This window comes from Bizionia argentinensis JUB59 (assembly GCF_000224335.1).
In the GTDB taxonomy this organism is placed as follows: domain Bacteria; phylum Bacteroidota; class Bacteroidia; order Flavobacteriales; family Flavobacteriaceae; genus Algorimicrobium; species Algorimicrobium argentinense.
Genome location: NZ_AFXZ01000002.1, coordinates 298,617 through 317,143 on the forward strand (window position 1 = coordinate 298,617; position 18,527 = coordinate 317,143).

The 18,527-nt window shown below is 33.9% G+C and carries 18 protein-coding genes; 9 read left to right on the top strand and 9 right to left on the bottom strand.

Features of this window, described 5'->3' with window-relative positions:
- Window positions 1-80: 80 nt before the first annotated feature.
- From prfB to BZARG_RS01500, 3 genes are all read left to right on the top strand, one after another.
- Window positions 81-1,191 (top strand): peptide chain release factor 2 gene (gene prfB, locus BZARG_RS01490; protein WP_123766847.1). Its coding sequence is split into 2 segments (ribosomal slippage): window positions 81-143 and window positions 145-1,191, totalling 1,110 coding nucleotides; the frame shifts between segments, so codons are not numbered across the junction.
- A 20-nt stretch (window positions 1,192-1,211) separates the two neighbouring features.
- Window positions 1,212-1,553, top strand: a complete 342-nt coding sequence (gene arsC, locus BZARG_RS01495; RefSeq protein WP_008634200.1) for an arsenate reductase (glutaredoxin) — start codon at window positions 1,212-1,214, stop codon at window positions 1,551-1,553.
- 110 nt (window positions 1,554-1,663) lie between these two features.
- Window positions 1,664-4,129 carry an outer membrane beta-barrel family protein gene (locus BZARG_RS01500; RefSeq protein WP_008634624.1) on the top strand — a complete coding sequence of 822 codons (2,466 nt, stop codon included), beginning with the start codon at window positions 1,664-1,666 and terminating at the stop codon, window positions 4,127-4,129.
- 297 nt (window positions 4,130-4,426) lie between these two features.
- Here BZARG_RS01500 and BZARG_RS01505 read toward each other — a convergent pair whose 3' ends face one another.
- Window positions 4,427-4,606 carry a hypothetical protein gene (locus BZARG_RS01505; RefSeq protein ID WP_008634273.1) on the bottom strand — a complete coding sequence of 60 codons (180 nt, stop codon included), beginning with the start codon at window positions 4,604-4,606 and terminating at the stop codon, window positions 4,427-4,429.
- A gap of 520 nt (window positions 4,607-5,126) precedes the next feature.
- Here BZARG_RS01505 and fumC point away from each other — a divergent pair.
- Window positions 5,127-6,527 carry a class II fumarate hydratase gene (gene fumC, locus BZARG_RS01510; protein WP_008634521.1) on the top strand — a complete coding sequence of 467 codons (1,401 nt, stop codon included), beginning with the start codon at window positions 5,127-5,129 and terminating at the stop codon, window positions 6,525-6,527.
- Window positions 6,528-6,626: 99 nt separating this feature from the next.
- Entirely contained in the window at window positions 6,627-7,862 is a 1,236-nt protein-coding gene (gene hutI, locus BZARG_RS01515) for an imidazolonepropionase (RefSeq protein ID WP_008634525.1), read from the top strand.
- A gap of 112 nt (window positions 7,863-7,974) precedes the next feature.
- Here hutI and BZARG_RS01520 read toward each other — a convergent pair whose 3' ends face one another.
- Window positions 7,975-8,856, bottom strand: coding sequence for a chromosome segregation ATPase (locus BZARG_RS01520; protein WP_008634504.1), 882 nt, complete (start codon window positions 8,854-8,856; stop codon window positions 7,975-7,977).
- 116 nt (window positions 8,857-8,972) lie between these two features.
- On the opposite strand from BZARG_RS01520, the gene BZARG_RS01525 reads away from it, so the two are divergent.
- Both BZARG_RS01525 and BZARG_RS01530 read left to right on the top strand, forming a co-directional pair.
- Window positions 8,973-9,995, top strand: a complete 1,023-nt coding sequence (locus BZARG_RS01525; protein ID WP_008634222.1) for a formimidoylglutamase — start codon at window positions 8,973-8,975, stop codon at window positions 9,993-9,995.
- Window positions 9,988-10,449 carry a GNAT family N-acetyltransferase gene (locus tag BZARG_RS01530; protein ID WP_008634421.1) on the top strand — a complete coding sequence of 154 codons (462 nt, stop codon included), beginning with the start codon at window positions 9,988-9,990 and terminating at the stop codon, window positions 10,447-10,449. Before BZARG_RS01525 ends, BZARG_RS01530 begins: the two co-directional genes overlap by 8 nt.
- A gap of 485 nt (window positions 10,450-10,934) precedes the next feature.
- Here BZARG_RS01530 and ettA read toward each other — a convergent pair whose 3' ends face one another.
- The 7 genes from ettA to BZARG_RS01570 form a co-directional block, all read right to left on the bottom strand.
- Window positions 10,935-12,626, bottom strand: a complete 1,692-nt coding sequence (ettA, locus tag BZARG_RS01540) for an energy-dependent translational throttle protein EttA (RefSeq protein WP_008634175.1) — start codon at window positions 12,624-12,626, stop codon at window positions 10,935-10,937.
- A gap of 78 nt (window positions 12,627-12,704) precedes the next feature.
- The gene (locus tag BZARG_RS01545) at window positions 12,705-12,887 is read right to left on the bottom strand and encodes a CAL67264 family membrane protein (RefSeq protein WP_040287881.1); all 183 of its coding nucleotides are present in this window, start codon (window positions 12,885-12,887) and stop codon (window positions 12,705-12,707) included.
- A 102-nt stretch (window positions 12,888-12,989) separates the two neighbouring features.
- On the bottom strand, window positions 12,990-13,709 hold the full coding sequence (locus tag BZARG_RS01550) for a pirin family protein (RefSeq protein WP_008634675.1): 720 nt from the start codon (window positions 13,707-13,709) through the stop codon (window positions 12,990-12,992).
- Window positions 13,710-13,803: 94 nt separating this feature from the next.
- Window positions 13,804-14,241 (bottom strand): MarR family winged helix-turn-helix transcriptional regulator, encoded by a 438-nt coding sequence (locus BZARG_RS01555; RefSeq protein ID WP_008634168.1) that lies wholly within the window; start codon window positions 14,239-14,241, stop codon window positions 13,804-13,806.
- A 29-nt stretch (window positions 14,242-14,270) separates the two neighbouring features.
- Complete coding sequence (locus BZARG_RS01560) at window positions 14,271-14,570, bottom strand: GNAT family N-acetyltransferase (RefSeq protein ID WP_237702555.1); 300 nt, start codon at window positions 14,568-14,570, stop codon at window positions 14,271-14,273.
- A complete protein-coding gene (locus BZARG_RS01565) occupies window positions 14,548-15,096 on the bottom strand; it encodes an NADPH-dependent FMN reductase (protein WP_008634786.1) in 549 nt (182 codons plus the stop codon). Before BZARG_RS01565 ends, BZARG_RS01560 begins: the two co-directional genes overlap by 23 nt.
- A gap of 1 nt (window position 15,097) precedes the next feature.
- Complete coding sequence (locus BZARG_RS01570; RefSeq protein ID WP_040287882.1) at window positions 15,098-15,454, bottom strand: DoxX family protein; 357 nt, start codon at window positions 15,452-15,454, stop codon at window positions 15,098-15,100.
- Between the two features lie 144 nt (window positions 15,455-15,598).
- Here BZARG_RS01570 and BZARG_RS01575 point away from each other — a divergent pair, with 144 nt between their 5' ends.
- Both BZARG_RS01575 and BZARG_RS01580 read left to right on the top strand, forming a co-directional pair.
- Window positions 15,599-17,227, top strand: coding sequence for an acyl-CoA carboxylase subunit beta (locus tag BZARG_RS01575; protein ID WP_008634591.1), 1,629 nt, complete (start codon window positions 15,599-15,601; stop codon window positions 17,225-17,227).
- Window positions 17,227-18,498: an MFS transporter gene (locus BZARG_RS01580; RefSeq protein WP_008634527.1), complete on the top strand. Its 1,272-nt coding sequence runs from the start codon at window positions 17,227-17,229 to the stop codon at window positions 18,496-18,498. The genes BZARG_RS01575 and BZARG_RS01580 overlap by 1 nt, the downstream gene beginning before the upstream one ends.
- The last annotated feature ends 29 nt before the right edge of the window (window positions 18,499-18,527 follow it).

Genomic DNA, 18,527 nt, shown 5'->3' on the forward strand with positions numbered 1-18,527 from the left:
ATTAAGTTTGGTCTAAAATTAATTCATTTTAAGTTTTCTGTTGACTGTTTTAATTATATTTTTGTTAAAATTTATAACCTATGATTACTTCAGATCAAATTAAAGATCTCAAAACCCGCCTAGACAAACTTAGGCACTATCTTTGACGTTGATGCCAAACTAATTGAAATTCAAAACGAAGAAGAGCAAACCTTCTCCCCAGATTTCTGGAATGACTCTAAAGCAGCCGAAGCGATTATGCAATCCCTTCAAGCAAAAAAGAAATGGGTTTCTGAATATGAAGCTGGCATAACACTTCATGACGATTTAGAAGTTATTTACGAGTTTTATAAAGAAGATGAAGCAACAGCCGAGGATGTTCAAAATCGGTTTAATGAATGCCAAACGCTTATTGAAGATTTAGAGTTTAAAAATATGCTTTCGGAAGAAGGTGATAGTTTAAGCGCTGTTTTACAAATTACATCAGGAGCTGGTGGAACCGAGTCTTGCGACTGGGCCAGCATGCTTATGCGTATGTATTTAATGTATGCTGAAAAAAGCGGATTTAAAGTAAAAGAACTAAACTACCAAGAAGGTGATGTAGCCGGTATAAAAACAGTGACACTGGAAATTGAAGGAGATTTTGCCTTTGGTTGGTTAAAAGGTGAAAATGGCGTGCACAGATTGGTACGTATTTCCCCATTTGATAGTAATGCCAAGCGTCATACCAGCTTTGCTTCGGTTTATGTATATCCTTTGGTGGATGATACTATTGAAATTGACATTAATCCAGCAGATATTGAAATAACAACGTCGCGATCTGGTGGTGCTGGTGGTCAGAATGTGAATAAAGTTGAAACAAAAGTCCAATTAGTTCATAAACCAACTGGAATTCAAATTTCTTGTAGTGAAACACGCTCGCAGCACGATAACCGATCGCGTGCTATGCAGATGTTAAGATCGCAGTTATATGAAATTGAACTTCAAAAACAACTCGCCCAACGTGAGGATATCGAATCCGATAAAATGAAAATTGAATGGGGAAGTCAAATTCGTAATTACGTGATGCATCCTTATAAATTGGTGAAAGATGTAAGAACAGCCCATGAAACCGGAAATGTAGATGATGTTATGGACGGTGAAATTCAACCTTTTCTAAAAGCATATTTAATGATGATGGGCCAAAAAACAGAGGATTCCAGCCAGCTTTAAACTTTTTAAAACTTATAATTATGATAACAATATATCACAACAATCGCTGTAGTAAATCTCGCAGTGGATTAGAAATTGTAGAAAATTCAGGCAAACCTTTCGAGGTGAAAAAATATTTAGAAGATGTTCCTTCCGAAGAAGAATTAAAAAACATCATTTCTTTGTTAAAAATTGAACCTATAGAGTTGGTTCGGAAAAATGAAGTAATTTGGAAAGAAAACTATAAAGGAAAGGTGTTATCGGATGCTGAAATAATTTCAGCTATGATTCAAAACCCAAAATTAATTGAAAGACCAATTGTAGTAAATGGTAATCAAGCTATAATTGGTAGACCACAAGAAAAAATATTAGAAATTCTATAATCTTACACGCTTCAGTTGTTACAATTGAAGCTTTTTTATTTAACAAATCTTTAACCAAACACCACTAAACCAAGTACTATTTTCGCAGTCCAATATGCAAAAATAGATTCATGAATAAACTAATTTTAACCTTTTCCCTAATAGTTTTAGCTGTTTTCAACCTGACAGCTCAGAACGACAAACAAATTACCATTACTGGTAAAGTTTTTGAAAAAGCAACCAGCTATCCTTTAGAGTACGCAACTGTTGCTTTTGTAGATAAAGACGACAACCGCATTGTTACAGGTGGTATAACCACTGAATCTGGTGCATTTAGTATCCCTATTCCAGCAGGTGTTTATGATGTAACTATTGAGTTTATTGGATTCATTAAATTAACAATCCCTAACCAAACGCTAACTACCAACAGAAATCTAGGAAATATAGGTTTAGTTGAAGATGCCCAAGCTTTAGATGAAGTAGAAATTATAGCGGAAACAACAACAGTTGAAATTAAGCTAGATAAAAAAATATATAACGTCGGTAAAGATTTAACTGTTAGAGGTGGTACCGTAAGTGATGTTTTAGACAACGTTCCTTCCGTATCCGTGGATCTTGAAGGAAATGTAGCTTTACGTGGTAATGAAAACGTAAAGATTTTAATTAACGGAAAACCTTCTGGTTTAGTTGGTTTAAACAGTACCGATGCGCTGCGTCAGTTACCAGCCGAGTCTATAGAACGTATTGAAGTTATTACATCGCCTTCTGCTAGATATGATGCTGAAGGAACTGCTGGTATTTTAAATATAATTTTACGCCGTAGTAAGCTACAAGGTTTCAACGGTGCTATTACAGCCAATGGCGGTTACCCAAACTCTGCAGGCCTTTCAGGAAACATTAATTACCGTACTGGTGATGTGAACATTTTTAACACCACAAGTTATAACTATCGTGAGGTTCCTGGAAGCTCTAATTCATACACACAATATTTTAATAAGGAATATGATAGTTTTGGTAATCTAATGGTTGATAACCCGGATAGTTATTTAGATGAAACAAACGACTATGAGCGCATAAGAAAAGGTTTTACTACCAACTTCGGTGCAGAATGGTATATTACAAATTCAGCTTCTTTAACGGGGTCTATTTCTTATAGAAATGGCGATAATGAAAGTAACACGAGAAACCAATTAACGCAATTCGATGAAAACAAGAATTTAGTTTCTCAAACAAATCGTTTTGATCCAGAACGAGAAGATGACACGGTTATGCAATACGCCTTAAACTTCATGAAGGACTTTGATAATACTGGCCATAAACTAACCGTTGATTTTCAATATGAAGATAATTCAGAAGATGAATTTTCTGAAGTTTTTGTTGGTAATATTAATTCAGAACGTGTTTCAACGATTGAAGATCAAAGCCGTATTTTATTACAAGCGGATTATGTATTGCCTATTGGCGAAAAAAGTCAATTTGAAGCAGGATATCGTGGAAACTTCAACGATCAAGATACTGATTATGAAGTCTCCCTTTTAAATACTGGTACAAATCAATTTGAAATTGATAATGGTCTTACAAACTTTTTAAACTATCGCGAATATGTGAATTCTGTTTACACACAGTTTGGAAGTAAACTTGGTGATAAGTTCTCATTTCTAATGGGACTTCGTTTAGAGAATACACGTACGACAATCGATCAGCCTACTAGTGGCGATTTTAGTAAAAAAGATTATACTGGTTTATTTCCAACGTTAAACTTAAGTTATGAGCTAAGCGATACCGAAAATATAACTTTAGGTTATAGCAGACGTATTCGTCGTCCAAACTCTTGGTTTATCAATCCATTCCCTTCTAGATCTAGTGTAACGAATATATTTAGAGGAAATCCAGATTTAGCACCTAGTTATTCAGGTCTATTTGATGCTGGTTATTATAAAAAGTTTGGTAAAGTATCTTTAAATACATCAGCTTACTATCAACATGCAACCGATGCTTTTAGCTTTGTTAGTTTCGACACTGGAAGAACTGAAATAGTAGACGGTCAAGCATTAACTGTAATTGAGCGTTCTCCAATTAACTTGGCAGAAGAAAATCGTTACGGTTTTGAATTTACGGTAACTTACAAACCGACTAAAAACTGGAATATTAATTCAAACTTTAATATATTCCAGCAGTCTATAACGGGTACAACACCTAATGGTTTATCTTTAGATAATGATAATACTAGCTGGTTTGCGCGTTTAAATAACAAATATACCTTACCAGGTAGCATAGAATGGCAAACAAGTTTAAATTACAGAGGCCCATCAGCGGATGCTCAAAACGAGCGTGATGGTGTATTTTCTGCTAATATGGCTTTTAGTAAGGACTTATTTAACGACAGAGCATCTATTGCCGTTAACGTAAGTGATTTATTAAATAGTAGAAAACGTAATATGAACACGTTCACAGATACTTATAACAGTACATCTGAATTTAAATGGAGTGAGCGTAGTTTCAACCTGTCCTTCACTTATAGGTTTAATCAGCAGAAGAAACGTCAAGACCGAGGTGGCGCTCCAAATGGTGGTGGCGATTTTGAATTCGAAGGATAAATCACACAACATATTAAAGTATAAAACTGCCTTTCGGGGCAGTTTTTTTTGCTTTAAATTGAATTGCTTTTTTAGGGTGAATTAATTTTGCTACCCTCTTTAAAATTAGTGGCCGACTAAAAGTTATAAATACGATTATTGAAACCACATCACTACCCTGACTCTAAGTTATGTTAATCAGTATACAGCATCGTAACTAACATGAAATTTCGAAAGTATTTAATATTTAGATTTCAGGCATAAAAAAAACGTTTAAAATTTCTTTTAAACGTTCTATATAAAAAAACTAATATTGTATTAGTTTAAGCTTTCTCTTTTTGCTTTCTTTTCGTCACGCATTTCTTTCATGCGTTCCATTAATGAGCCACCAATCCAATAAGGAATAACAAAGGTCAATAAGAAAATCATCAACCAAAAACCGATGGTTAAAATGGTTAAAAACGCTATAAATCCTAAATACTGTTCAAATTCAAACATGGTGGTTTCTTTACTATTAATTAAAGCAAAGATATAATAAAGACTTATGTTTTACAATAGTTGATGCAACTTTTATTTATACGCCAATTGTTATAGATGTTTTTAATTCAAAAGCACATGAAAACAACTGAATATATGAGAATTACATCGGCTATATCAAACAAATATTATCGGAATTTCAAGTCTTAAAATAATATTTATCCCGAATATTTTACGAAAAGCAGTTGTTTTATCTTTTACTATGGCTTAAAACTGCTAACAAATAATAAAAAGACTTTTAGATATGTGCAATAGGTTGCCAAGATCATTAAGTAACGCTTCAATCAAAAAAATTTAGCATTTTAGAAACTAATAATTTTATCGAATACTTTAAATAGCTACAGGTAAAAGTCAAATTTTTAGCATTATATAGTATTACAGCTATTATATTCCAATAAATTGCCTACTATCTATTCTCGATTTTGATCTTAAAAGCGTAAATTTGTAGGACAACTAATTTTTATTTCAATTTTACAAAATCATGGCTTTTAGAATAGAAAAAGATACGATGGGCGACGTTAAAGTGCCTGCGGACAAACTTTGGGGAGCGCAAACAGAACGCTCAAGAAATAACTTTAAAATTGGTGCACCAGCATCTATGCCTTTAGAAATAGTTTACGGATTTGCTTATTTAAAGAAAGCTGCCGCTTATACTAACTGCGATTTAGGCGTACTTCCGGAAGATAAACGGGACCTTATTGCTCAAGTTTGCGAAGAAATTTTACAAGGCAAGCATGACGATCAGTTTCCATTAGTTATCTGGCAAACAGGTTCAGGAACGCAAAGTAATATGAATGTGAATGAGGTTATTGCCAACAGAGCACATCAAATTGCAGGTAAAACTATTGGTGAAGGTGAAAAAACCATTCAGCCAAATGATGATGTTAACAAATCGCAATCATCAAACGATACCTTTCCAACAGGAATGCATATTGCTGCCTATAAAAAAATTGTAGAAACAACCATACACGGTGTTATTCAACTACGAAATACGCTTCATAACAAATCGACTGAATTTCAAGATGTTGTTAAAATAGGTCGTACACATTTAATGGATGCTACACCTATAACATTAGGCCAGGAGTTTTCTGGTTATGTTTCTCAACTTGATCATGGATTAAAAGCTCTTGAAAACACGTTGCCACATTTATCGGAGCTTGCTTTAGGCGGAACCGCAGTTGGTACGGGTTTAAATACACCAGAAGGTTACTCGGAATTAGTGGCTAAATATATCGCTGATTTCACGAATCTACCATTTATTACAGCACCAAATAAATTTGAAGCTTTAGCAGCACACGATGCTTTAGTCGGAACACATGGCGCATTAAAACAATTAGCCGTTTCCTTGAATAAAATTGCTAATGATATTCGAATGATGGCATCTGGACCGCGTTCTGGAATTGGCGAAATTAACATTCCTGCTAACGAACCAGGAAGCTCTATCATGCCAGGAAAAGTGAATCCTACGCAATGCGAAGCCTTAACAATGGTTTGTGCACAAGTTATGGGTAATGATGTAGCGGTGACCGTTGGTGGTACGCAAGGTCATTATGAATTGAATGTTTTTAAACCAATGATGGCAGCAAACGTTTTACAGTCTGCGCAATTATTAGGCGATGCTTGTATGAGTTTTGACGAGCATTGTGCACAGGGTATTGAGCCTAATCATGAAGTTATTAAACAGTTACTTAATAACTCTTTAATGTTAGTTACAGCTTTAAACACTAAAATAGGGTACTATAAAGCAGCTGAAATTGCTAATACCGCTCATAAAAATGGTACTACTTTAAAAGAAGAAGCCGTTAATTTAGGTTATGTTTCCGCTGAAGATTATGACGCTTGGGTTAAACCAGAAGAAATGGTAGGAGCAATTCAAAAATAAAAATCATCCTATTTTAATAAAAATCGAAAACGTTAGCATTAATATTGTTAGCGTTTTTTTATTACCTAAAAATTAAGGAACTTTGAAAAAACAAGCAACGTGACAACAATAATTACAAATATCAAAGAATTACTTCAGGTTAGGGACACCAATGTATTAAAAGTTTCTGGAAAAGACATGAAGCATCTTCCAACCCTTAAAAACGCTTATCTTTTAATAGATGGCGACACTATTGTCGATTATGGCATTATGACGGATTTAAATAATATGAAAGCGGATACGGTTATTGATGCAACTGGAAAACTGGTATTACCAACCTGGTGCGACTCCCATACACATATTGTATATGCTGGAAATAGAGAGCAAGAATTTGTAGATAGAATTAACGGTTTGAGTTATGAAGAAATTGCTAATCGCGGCGGAGGGATTTTAAATTCAGCCGAAAAACTACAAAACACCAGTGAAGAGGATATATACCAGCAATCGGCAATCCGTTTACAGCAGGTTATGAAATTGGGTACCGGAGCTATTGAAATTAAATCAGGCTACGGTCTTACAATTGAGGCAGAACTTAAAATGCTCCGCGTAATTAAGCGCTTAAAACAGGATTTTCCTTTAAAAGTAAAAGCGACATTTTTGGCTGCTCATGCGGTTCCAAAAGAGTACAAAGATAATAAGGATGGTTTTGTTGATTTACTAATCAATGAAATGATACCAACAGTAGCCAAAGAACAATTAGCAAGTTACATTGATGTTTTTTGTGAAAAAGGGTATTTCGATTTACAAGACACCGATCGTATTTTAAAAGCTGGCGCAAAACATGGTTTAATTCCTAAAATTCACGTGAATCAATTTAATGCTTTTGGCGGTATTGAAGTGGGCGTAAATAATAAAGCTCTATCGGTTGATCATTTAGAAGTTTTAAATGATAATGATATCGAAGTTCTAAAAAACAGTGAAACTATGCCTGTGGCACTTCCCTCCTGTTCATTTTTTATAAGTATTCCGTACACACCAGCGCGTAAATTAATTGATGCTGGATTACCTGTGGCTTTGGCTTCAGACTTTAATCCTGGCACCACTCCAAGTGGTAACATGAATTTTGTAGTGAGTGCAGCGTGTATTAAAATGAAATTAACGCCAGAAGAGGCTATTAATGCGGCTACCATAAATGGTGCTTACGCTATGGAAGTTGGTAATTTATATGGGAGTATCACGCGTGGTAAAAAAGCAAATATTATTATTACTAAAGAAATTCCTAGTTATGCATTTTTGCCTTATGCCTTTGGTAACAATCATATTGATACCGTTATTATTAATGGACAAATTGTATAATTTCACATAGACGGAAATTACACTGCGTATTTAATAAAGCACAAAAAACCCGAAAGTTTAAACCTTCGGGTTTTTTGTAATTAGTTCGCTTTATAAAATTACTGTAAGACTACTATTTTAGAGTAAATTCTGATGTGGCAACTAAATCCTTCTTATTGAAAACATTAACAATATAACGTCCTTTTTCAAATTTATTATCGTTACCTGCCACAAATTCACAAATATTTAAACTTGTGTTCTCATAATTAAACTTACTGACCATACTATAGTTCAGTACTTTTTCATCAAATTCAATTTGCTCGTTTGCACCCATGGTATTATTATTAGGATCGATAACTTGAATGTATAGTTCTTGTTCGCCACCTTCAACTAGTTTGTTTTTAGGAACAGTAAAACATACGCGTATTTTATCAGCACGTCTTGCACTTTCTGTTGGGATTAACTTTCCTGAATTGCGTTCAATAACGCCAAAACCTTCTAAAGAAACCGCACTTAAAACTGATGCATTACTTACTACCTCAGCTAATGCCGTGTTTTGAACAAGTAAAGAATCTGTAAACATGGTACGTTCCTCTAAACGAACTCTCGTACTATCTAATGACGTTGATAACGATTGATTTTCAACTTTCAAACGGTCATTTTCTTTTAATAAAACGGTCATTTCCTTTTGTAAAGCCGTGTATTTAGATTTATAACGATACAAACTCTGCACATTTGTTTCAGAGACTTTTAAAGAATCGATTAATCCTTGAATACGACCTTTAGCTTCAATTAGTTTTTCATTGGCAATATCATTCTCGCCGATAACAACATCATACTGTTTAGCCATGTTGCTTAAATCCTTCATGACCATTTCTTTCTCTTGCAATAAATGCGCTTCTGTACTCTCTTTTTCTTTATAAAGTTTAGAGGTGTAAATTCCAGTAGCTACAAATAAAACCAAGGCGATGCCTAATGCGACTTTTAATCCTGTATTATTTCCGTTGTTTTTCATAAATGTTATTAATTAAAAAAATAAAGTTACTATTATTTTAGGCTTTTTTAATCATTTGCTCCTAAAGTTTCAAATATAAAGTACTTTTGTTCTTTATACTAAAATTGACTGTGTATATGGAAAAGCTGGAAGTATTTAATGAAACGAAACTTAAATCATTATTAACTAAGCGTTCAGACGAATCCAAGTTTGGCGAACATATACATATACCGCTTCAACATACCGATATATACGAACAAATCAAAACTTTGGACGTCCAATACATCATTTTTGGTATTCCCGAAGATGTTGGCGTTTTTGCCAATTTAGGGAAACCAGGCACCTCAAATGCTTGGGATGCCTGTCTTATGGTTCTTTTAAATATTCAAAGCAATCAATTTACACATGCTAATAAGGTGCTTGTTTTAGGACATTTAGATTTTTCCAAAGAAATGCAAAAACTTTCCGAATTAGACCAAAAAAACTCAAAAGACATCCAGAAATCACGTAAACTAGTATCTAAAATTGATAAACATGTTTCGGACCTCGTTTCTATTATTGTAAAAGCTGGAAAAACGCCGATTGTAATTGGGGGTGGTCATAATAATGCTTACGGGAATATTAAAGGCACATCATTAGCACTTAAAAAACCTATAAACGTTATTAATTTTGATGCGCATACCGATTTTAGAAATGAAGAAGGCCGACACAGTGGAAATGGTTTTCGCTACGCCTATTCAGAAGGTTTTTTAAAGAATTACTTTATTTTCGGTCTACATGAAAATTACACTTCGGAGGCTATTTTCAAAGAATTATCAGATAATCCACATATTGAGTTCAACAGCTTCGAAGCTATTGAAGTACGTAAAGAGTTATCCTTTAAATCGGAATTAAATCGCGCCTTGCAATTTATACAATCTAAACCTTTTGGAGTAGAAATAGATTGTGATGCCATTTTAAATATACCGAGTAGCGCCATGACACCAAGCGGTTTTAGCACATCTAAAGCGCGTAATTTTTTACACATTATGGCGCAAAATAAGCAAGCCATGTACTTACATCTTTGTGAGGCTGCTCCAACACCCGAAACAGAATCACAAGTTGGAAAACTATTATCATATTTAATAACTGATTTTATAAAAGCCCACAATAATGCTTGAAATTATTCCTTTTGAAAAACAATACGCAAACGCATTTTACAAACTTAATATAGAATGGTTGGAAAGCTATTTTTATGTTGAACCTTTGGATAAAGAGGTATTAAGCAATCCTGAAATCTATATAATTAATAAGGGAGGGTTTATATTTTTTGTGCGTCTGGATAACAAAATAGTCGGTACTGTTGCACTTATGCCAACCACAGATAGATCTATTTTAGAATTGACTAAAATGGCGATTTCACCAACATTACGTGGCCAAAATATGGGTCAGAAGTTAATGCAGCATTGTATTGATTTTGCTAAAGAACAAAATTTAAAAAGTCTGATATTGTATACGAATAGCAAATTAAAAAATGCTATTCATATTTATAGTAAGTATGGATTTGTAAATGTTCCTGTAGAAGAAAACTCGCCTTATACTCGGGGTGATATTAAAATGATTTTAGATTTGTAAATTATAATCTCCTAAAGCGCACTGTATATCTAGTATTGAAATTTATTTAATTTCAAACAGTATCTAATTCCTTAAAATCATCTTAAAAGACTCCAAAAAATATCACAATATTTTCATCTTTAGTTTATTAGTGATATAATAGATTTATATTTGATTAGATATAAGAACAAATTATATCTTCTACTATGTTGCGCATACAAATAATCGAACTTATTCATTCTCTTTTTTTAATTGATCAAACTAGTATTGTAAATATACTTGCTATCATTGTTTTATTTTTTTTGGCATTATTAATTCTGGTTATTAGGGAATCTTTCCTTTTAAATAAAGAAAATGAACGTTTGAGCAAATCACAAACTTTAAAAAACAAAAAATCTAAACTATTCTACAAAGATTTCAGAGAGGGACATCTATACGAACGGAATTAATAATTTCAAAATAAAGCATAAAAAAGCCTCGAACTAATCGAGGCTTTTTAGGTTTAATTAGCGAACTAATTTTTTATACTTAATTCGTTTTGGCATTAAATCGCCACCCAAACGTTTTTTCTTATTCTCTTCATATTCACTAAAGCCTCCTTCAAAGAAATAGACTTCACTATTGCCTTCAAAAGCTAAAATATGTGTACAAATTCTATCTAAAAACCATCTGTCGTGACTAATAACTACTGCACACCCAGCAAAGTTTTCTAAACCTTCTTCTAAAGCTCTCAATGTGTTTACATCCAAGTCGTTTGTAGGCTCATCCAGTAATAATACGTTGCCTTCTTCTTTTAAAGTCATTGCTAAATGCAATCGGTTACGCTCACCACCAGAAAGTAATTTCACTTTCTTATTCTGCTCACTTCCACTGAAATTAAAGCGACTTAAATAAGCTCGAGAATTCACTTGTTTACCACCCATCATTACTAACTCCTGCTCATCACTGAAGTTTTGCCAAATAGATTTCTCTTGATCAATATTAGAGTGACTCTGATCTACATAGGAGATTTTAGCAGTATCACCCACTATAAACTCGCCTTTATCTGGAGTTTCCTCACCCATAATCATTCTAAAAATAGTTGTTTTACCGGCACCGTTAGGTCCAATAACACCAACTATTCCTGCTTGAGGTAAATTGAAGTTTAAATCTTCATATAACAACTTATCGTCATAACCTTTACTCACACCTTTGGCTTCAATAACATTAGTTCCTAAGCGTGGACCATTTGGAATGTAAATTTCTAATTTCTCATCCAATTGCTTTTGATCCTGACTCATTAATTTGTCATAGTTATTCAAACGCGCTTTTTGTTTGGTCTGACGCCCTTTGGCACCTTGACGAACCCATTCCAACTCACGTTCTAATGTTTTCTGACGTTTAGAAGCAGCTTTACCTTCTTGAGCCATACGTTTTGATTTCTGATCTAACCAAGACGAATAGTTCCCTTTCCAAGGAATACCTTCACCTCTATCCAGTTCTAAAATCCATCCTGCTACATTGTCCAAGAAATATCTATCGTGCGTTACAGCAATTACAGTTCCTTTATATTGTGCTAAATGGTGCTCCAACCAATGTACGGATTCTGCATCCAAGTGGTTGGTAGGCTCATCTAGTAATAATACATCAGGCTCTTGCAATAACAAACGACATAATGCTACACGACGACGCTCACCACCGGAAAGCACACCAATTTTCTTGTCGCCATCTGGAGTTCTTAAAGCATCCATGGCAATTTCTAATTTAGTATCCAATTCCCAAGCATCTGATGCATCAATTTGATCTTGAAGCAAAGCTTGGCGGTTCATGAGTTTTTCCATTTTGTCTGCATCAGAATATACTTCTTCCAGACCAAACATTTCGTTAATTTTATTGTATTCATCAAGAATAGCAACGGTTTCAGCAGCACCTTCACGAACGATTTCCATTACCGTTTTTTCATTATCCAATTGCGGTTCTTGTTCTAAAAATCCTACAGAATAATCTTGTAAAAAGGTTACATCGCCTTGATAGTTTTTATCCTGACCTGCAATAATTTTTAGTAAAGTTGATTTTCCAGAACCATTAAGACCTAAAATTCCAATTTTAGCGCCATAGAAAAAACTTAAATGAATATTCTTTAAAACAGGTGAATTAGCACCTGGAAATGTCTTGGTTAAACCAGACATAGAAAAAATTACTTTTTTATCGTCGCTCATTTTTTAAATAAGTTTTATTGTTGATTTGTGATAAATTTTATGACTTTAATTGTCAATTACGAATAATTCGGAAGCTAATTAAACCCGTCCTTTAAGTGCATTGAAAACCCATGCTATTGCAAAAAAACCGATTCCTACAGCAGCAAATCCCCAGCCGGCCACATCATCATATCTAAAGGCTCCTAGCGCAATTAGCGCTAGACCTACAAAAATCATAATAGCCGTTGCCCACGCTAATACTGTGTTTTTATTCATTGACATAATCTGTTTTTTTAGTTTAAAAGTTAGCAATAACAAATATCGGTATTTTTAATAGAATTTACACGCTAATGCTTGCTTTTTAACACGCCTGCGATAAAGACATTAACTCATTGGAACTTCAATAAATAAAAGACCTGAAGCATCATTTGCTGTTATTAAAAATTGATCTGTTTGTGAAACTCCAAGTGCATCTCGTGTTTCTAAAGTCGTACTATCAATAGTTACGTTCCCTGAAATATTCATAATATATACTCCGTGGTTATTGCTTTTCAACGTATAATTGTACGTTTTATCAGCATCCAAGTCAATTCTAGAAATGACAGCATCTTGATTAATTTTTAAACTGCCTTCATGACTATCATCCATTGAAATAACCAAAATTTGAAGATTATTGTTCCGATCTTCCTTTAAAAATTTTTTCTGGCCATATCGCGGATTAACATTCTGCTTATTAGGCGTTATCCATATTTGGAAAATATTTAAATGTTCCTTTTCCGACCCATTAATTTCAGAATGTTGTATACCCGTTCCAGCACTCATTACTTGTACTTCATCGGACGAAACAGATTGCCAATCCTGATGCATATCATCACGATGTTTTAAAACGCCACTTAATGGAATGGTTATAATTTCCATATTCTCGTGAGGATGTGTTCCAAACCCCATTTTAGGCGCAATAACATCATCATTTAAAACGCGTAGAGCCCCGAAATTCATTTTTTCTTTATCAAAATAATTGGCAAAACTAAAAGAATGATTTGCTTGTAACCAACCGTGATTGGCAAAACCTCTGTCTTCTGCTTTATATAGTATAGTTTTCATCTTTATTGCCCACGAAAGTTCATCTTTATTGCCCACGAAAGTGGGTATATTTATTTATTATTTATTCTATCCGATTAGTGTTAAATCCAAATTTTTATCGTAATTTATCTAATAAATCACTTAACTCTTCTGCTTCACCTTCAGATAAATTTTTTAAAATATCAAGGTTATAATCACTGGAAATTGATTTTAAAAGATTCAAACCGTCAGTAGTTATATGGATGTAAACAACCCGCCTATCATTTTCGCAAGGCGAACGTTTAATCAAATTTTTAGCAACTAACTTATCCATGAGCCGCGTTGAATTTGGTGAACGTTCTATCATCCGATCCTTAACTTCTTGAGCCTTTAACGGCTTTTTAGCACCTTTTAAAATACGTAAAATATTATATTGCTGCGGAGAAATACCAAACTGTTTAAAAAACATATTCTGCTTATTCGATATCCAACTAGCTGTATATAAAATATTAATTAAAGCTTTTACTTTATTGTTTTCAAAACGCGACTGTACATCTTCTACAATATTCCCCATAGTTTCAAATTTTAAATATTTTGACCAAATTAGCCAGAAATAATATCCTTATACATTTCCTGTTTTTTATCAAAAACATGAGATACATACGAACAACTTGCCACAGCTTTTAAATTATTTTCTCTTAAAAATTTAACGGCAGCTTCTACTAATTTAGAACCGACACCTTCACCTTTTAAAGCATCATTTACTTCTGTATGATTGATATCAATAGTGTTTGTATTTATGTACCTATAGGTCATTTCAGCCTCTCTAGTTCCATTGATTTCGATAAAAAATGTTCCGCTTTCTTGGTCTTTTTGATGTTTAATCTCCATTTTTGATTTCATTTTTAAATAGTTCTACTTTATTTTTGAATTCGGTTTTAAGCAACTCCTCAATTATTTCGCCATTTTTAAAATGTGTGTTAAACATAGGTAATGAGAAGTCAGCTACAATATGAGCATCATGTCTAGGAAATCTATCTTTGGCAATAGCTAAAACCGAAGCACCACCGCGACCTCCAGACGAGGTGGCCATAAGTAACATGGGTTTTTTAGCAAATAATTTGGCCTCTATTCGAGACATCCAATCAAAAGCATTTTTAAAAACCGTACTATACGCGCCATTGTGCTCTGCTAAACTTAAAATAATCCCATCACAATTTTTAATGTAATTAAATAAGTTTTTAGCTGATTCCGGATAACCATCACGAGATTCTAAATCGACTCCAAAAATTGGCATTTCAAAATCGTTTAAATCTAAAATAATTACTTCTAATCCTGATTCTTCGACTTGTTTTCTGGTATATTCTACCAGCATTTTATTTATAGATTGTTTACTATTACTACCGGCAAAAGCAATGATTCTTTTCATATTACGCGTTAATCTTTTTATTAAAAAAATATGAAACAAGCAATAATATTATAGCTAAAACTGCTGCTATTTGCTCGCCATCTCCAATCATGTAATGTGCAAAAAATGCTAATATAAATGCAAAAAAGAATCCGGCATAAGTCCATTCCTTAATAATTTTTAAAGTTGGAACCCATAAAACAATTACGCCTATTAGTTTAATTACGGCGTAAGGATAAATTAAATAAGTTGGATAACCGAAATTAGTAAACTGACCTGCCACATCATCATACATAAGAAAATACATACTAACGGAATACAAAAGTAACAAGCTTAACAAACCTGTGGAGATGTAATAAATAATTGTGTTTCTTTTCATTTTAATTGTTTTAAAGTTAGAAGACAAATATAAGGACAATATTAATAGTTTCCAAGGAAACTATTTCCGTGTAAAATTATTTATTAAAATATTCACTTTCAAACCATGTTCTTCTTTCGTAAATTCGTGGCAAAGAAAAAATCTATGGACATCAACTTCAATAAAAACGAAGATCATAATAAAATGCTCGTTTCAGAATTAAAAAAACGCCTGGCGCATGTTAAATTAGGAGGCGGAAAACCGAGTATTGAAAAGCAACATGCTAAAGGAAAACTAACCGCACGCGAACGTGTTGATTATTTATTAGACCCGAAAAAACCAAGCATTGAAATCGGCGCTTTTGCCGGCGAAGATATGTACGAAGAGCAAGGTGGTTGTCCTTCTGGTGGTGTGGTTGTTAAAATGGGTTATGTAAAAGGTAAACAGTGTTTAGTTGTAGCTAACGATGCTACCGTAAAAGCTGGCGCCTGGTTTCCAATTACTGCCAAAAAGAATTTACGCGCGCAAGAAATTTCTATTGAAAACAGATTACCAATTATATATTTAGTGGATTCTGCAGGAGTTTATTTACCAATGCAAGATGAAATTTTTCCAGATAAAGAACATTTCGGACGTATTTTTAGAAATAACGCCATTATGAGTAGTATGGGAATTACCCAAATTGCTGCCGTTATGGGGAGCTGTGTTGCTGGTGGCGCTTATTTACCAATTATGAGTGATGAAGCAATGATTGTTGATAAAACAGGAAGTATCTTTTTAGCTGGAAGCTATTTAGTAAAAGCTGCTATTGGAGAGACTATTGATAACGAAACTTTAGGAGGTGCAACTACCCATTGCGAAATTTCGGGAGTTACAGATTATAAAGCGAAAGATGATAAGGATGCTTTAGATAAAATCAAGAATATTATCGATAAAATTGGTGATTATGATAAAGCAGGTTATAATCGTTCTGACGCCCTAAAGCCTAAAGAAAATCCAGAAGACATTTATGGTATTCTTCCAAAATCTCGTGCTGATCAATACGATATGTATGAAGTGATTAAGCGTTTGGTTGATAATAGTGAATTTGAAGAGTACAAAGCCGATTACGGAAAAACTATTATTACCTGTTATGCACGTATTGATGGTTGGGCTGTTGGAATTGTTGCTAACCAACGAAAATTAGTGAAAACCGCAAAAGGTGAAATGCAATTTGGTGGTGTTATTTATAACGATTCAGCTGATAAGTCCACCCGATTTATTGCGAATTGTAACCAGAAGAAAATACCTTTAGTCTTTCTACAAGACGTTACCGGATTTATGGTAGGAAGTAAAAGTGAACACGGCGGTATTATAAAAGACGGTGCTAAAATGGTAAATGCTGTAAGTAATAGTGTGGTACCAAAATTCACTATTATCCTAGGTAATAGTTACGGTGCTGGAAACTATGCTATGTGCGGAAAAGCTTACGATCCAAGACTGATTGTTGCTTGGCCAAGTGCTGAATTAGCAGTTATGAGTGGTAATAGTGCTGCAAAGGTATTGTTACAAATTGAAAAAGCATCGCTTAAAAAGAAAGGTGAAGAAATTACTCAAGAAAAAGAAGATGCCATGTTTAAAGAAATCAAAGATCGTTACGATAATCAGGTTTCGCCATATTATGCAGCTGCTCGAATTTGGACTGACGCCATAATTGATCCGTTAGATACCCGAAAATGGATAAGTATGGGAATAGAAGCTGCTAATCACTCGCCTATTGAAAAGAAATTTAATATGGGTGTTTTACAGGTATAATGCTTAAGAAAAAATCGGCTTCATCTGCATTTATAATCATCTTGCTTATATTGGCGGGTGAAGCTGTTTTTGTTTTACCTTTTGTATTAGCGCGTATTTTTAGACCAACTTTTCTCGAAGTTTTTGCCATTAATAACACCCAATTGGGAAGTTGTTTTTCCGTTTATGGTGCTGTTGCGCTTATTTCCTACCTTTTCGGCGGACCTTTAGCAGATAAATTTAAACCTAGTAAATTAATGGCTGTAGCATTAATGCTAACAGCATTTGGTGGTTTCTATCTTGCCTCATATCCCTCTTTAATCATGCTTCATATTTTGTATGGTTTTTGGGGATTTACTACTATTTTTTTATTTTGGGCTGCTATGATAAAAGCCACCCGCATATGGGGCGGTAATAACCATCAAGGCTTGGCATTTGGATTTTTGGATGGTGGTCGTGGTTTAACGGCTGCACTTTTTGGTTCCCTCGGTGTATTATTATTTTCTGTGTTTATCACTTCGGATATTGCAGAAACGAGTTTACTAGAACGACAAAAAGCCTTTAAAATGGTGATTATTGTCACCTCTTCAATTGTTTGCTTTATCGCGTTTTTAGTCTATTTTTTTCTAAAAAATAAAGGCTATTCTGAAACAGCCTCAAATTCAACTCAAAACTTAACTTGGCGGAACTTTAAAACAGTCATGGCATATCCTAGTGTTTGGTTGCTAATGATAATTATTCTGTGTGCTTATTTTGGTTATAAAATGACAGATGTTTTTAGTTTATACGCAAAAGACGTCATGCTCTATAATGATATAGATTCTGCTCAAGTTGGTACCTATTTACTTTATATGCGCCCAATAATTGGTGTCGTTATAGGTTTATTAGCCGATAAAACGCGTGCTTCCTTGTGGATTGTCATTGGGTTTTTGGCAATGCTAATTACGAGCCTTATTTTTTCGACGTCTATGATAAACAGTCATACCACCATGCTTTTTGTATTATCAATTATCATTATGGCTATTGGTGTATATTCGGCACGCGTACTATATTTTGCCACATTAAACGAAGCTAAAATCCCTGTAGCTTTAACCGGTACAGCTGTTGGTTTTATTTCTGTTGTTGGCTACACGCCAGACATTTTTGCTGGCCCAATAATTGGTTACTTTCTAGATGCATCACCAGGAGCGCTGGGTCATAGACATGTATTTATGATTATGGCAGTAGTATCTCTAATAGGCCTGATTGCTTCTTATGCTTTCTATAAAATTTCAACAAGAAAGAACGCTTAATTCCTTAAGCGTTCTTTCTAATTTTTTAA

Coding starts and splice junctions, on each gene's coding strand:
- BZARG_RS01530 (WP_008634421.1), top strand. CDS start 9,988: ATGCTTGAAATTATTCCTTTTGAAAAACAATACGCAAACGCATTTTAC.
- BZARG_RS01565 (WP_008634786.1), bottom strand. CDS start 15,096: ATGAAAAGAATCATTGCTTTTGCCGGTAGTAATAGTAAACAATCTATA.
- BZARG_RS01580 (WP_008634527.1), top strand. CDS start 17,227: ATGCTTAAGAAAAAATCGGCTTCATCTGCATTTATAATCATCTTGCTT.
- arsC (WP_008634200.1), top strand. CDS start 1,212: ATGATAACAATATATCACAACAATCGCTGTAGTAAATCTCGCAGTGGA.
- ettA (WP_008634175.1), bottom strand. CDS start 12,626: ATGAGCGACGATAAAAAAGTAATTTTTTCTATGTCTGGTTTAACCAAG.
- fumC (WP_008634521.1), top strand. CDS start 5,127: ATGGCTTTTAGAATAGAAAAAGATACGATGGGCGACGTTAAAGTGCCT.
- BZARG_RS01500 (WP_008634624.1), top strand. CDS start 1,664: ATGAATAAACTAATTTTAACCTTTTCCCTAATAGTTTTAGCTGTTTTC.
- BZARG_RS01570 (WP_040287882.1), bottom strand. CDS start 15,454: ATGAAAAGAAACACAATTATTTATTACATCTCCACAGGTTTGTTAAGC.
- BZARG_RS01505 (WP_008634273.1), bottom strand. CDS start 4,606: ATGTTTGAATTTGAACAGTATTTAGGATTTATAGCGTTTTTAACCATT.
- BZARG_RS01560 (WP_237702555.1), bottom strand. CDS start 14,570: ATGAAATCAAAAATGGAGATTAAACATCAAAAAGACCAAGAAAGCGGA.
- BZARG_RS01575 (WP_008634591.1), top strand. CDS start 15,599: ATGGACATCAACTTCAATAAAAACGAAGATCATAATAAAATGCTCGTT.
- BZARG_RS01520 (WP_008634504.1), bottom strand. CDS start 8,856: ATGAAAAACAACGGAAATAATACAGGATTAAAAGTCGCATTAGGCATC.
- BZARG_RS01545 (WP_040287881.1), bottom strand. CDS start 12,887: ATGTCAATGAATAAAAACACAGTATTAGCGTGGGCAACGGCTATTATG.
- BZARG_RS01525 (WP_008634222.1), top strand. CDS start 8,973: ATGGAAAAGCTGGAAGTATTTAATGAAACGAAACTTAAATCATTATTA.
- BZARG_RS01550 (WP_008634675.1), bottom strand. CDS start 13,709: ATGAAAACTATACTATATAAAGCAGAAGACAGAGGTTTTGCCAATCAC.
- BZARG_RS01555 (WP_008634168.1), bottom strand. CDS start 14,241: ATGGGGAATATTGTAGAAGATGTACAGTCGCGTTTTGAAAACAATAAA.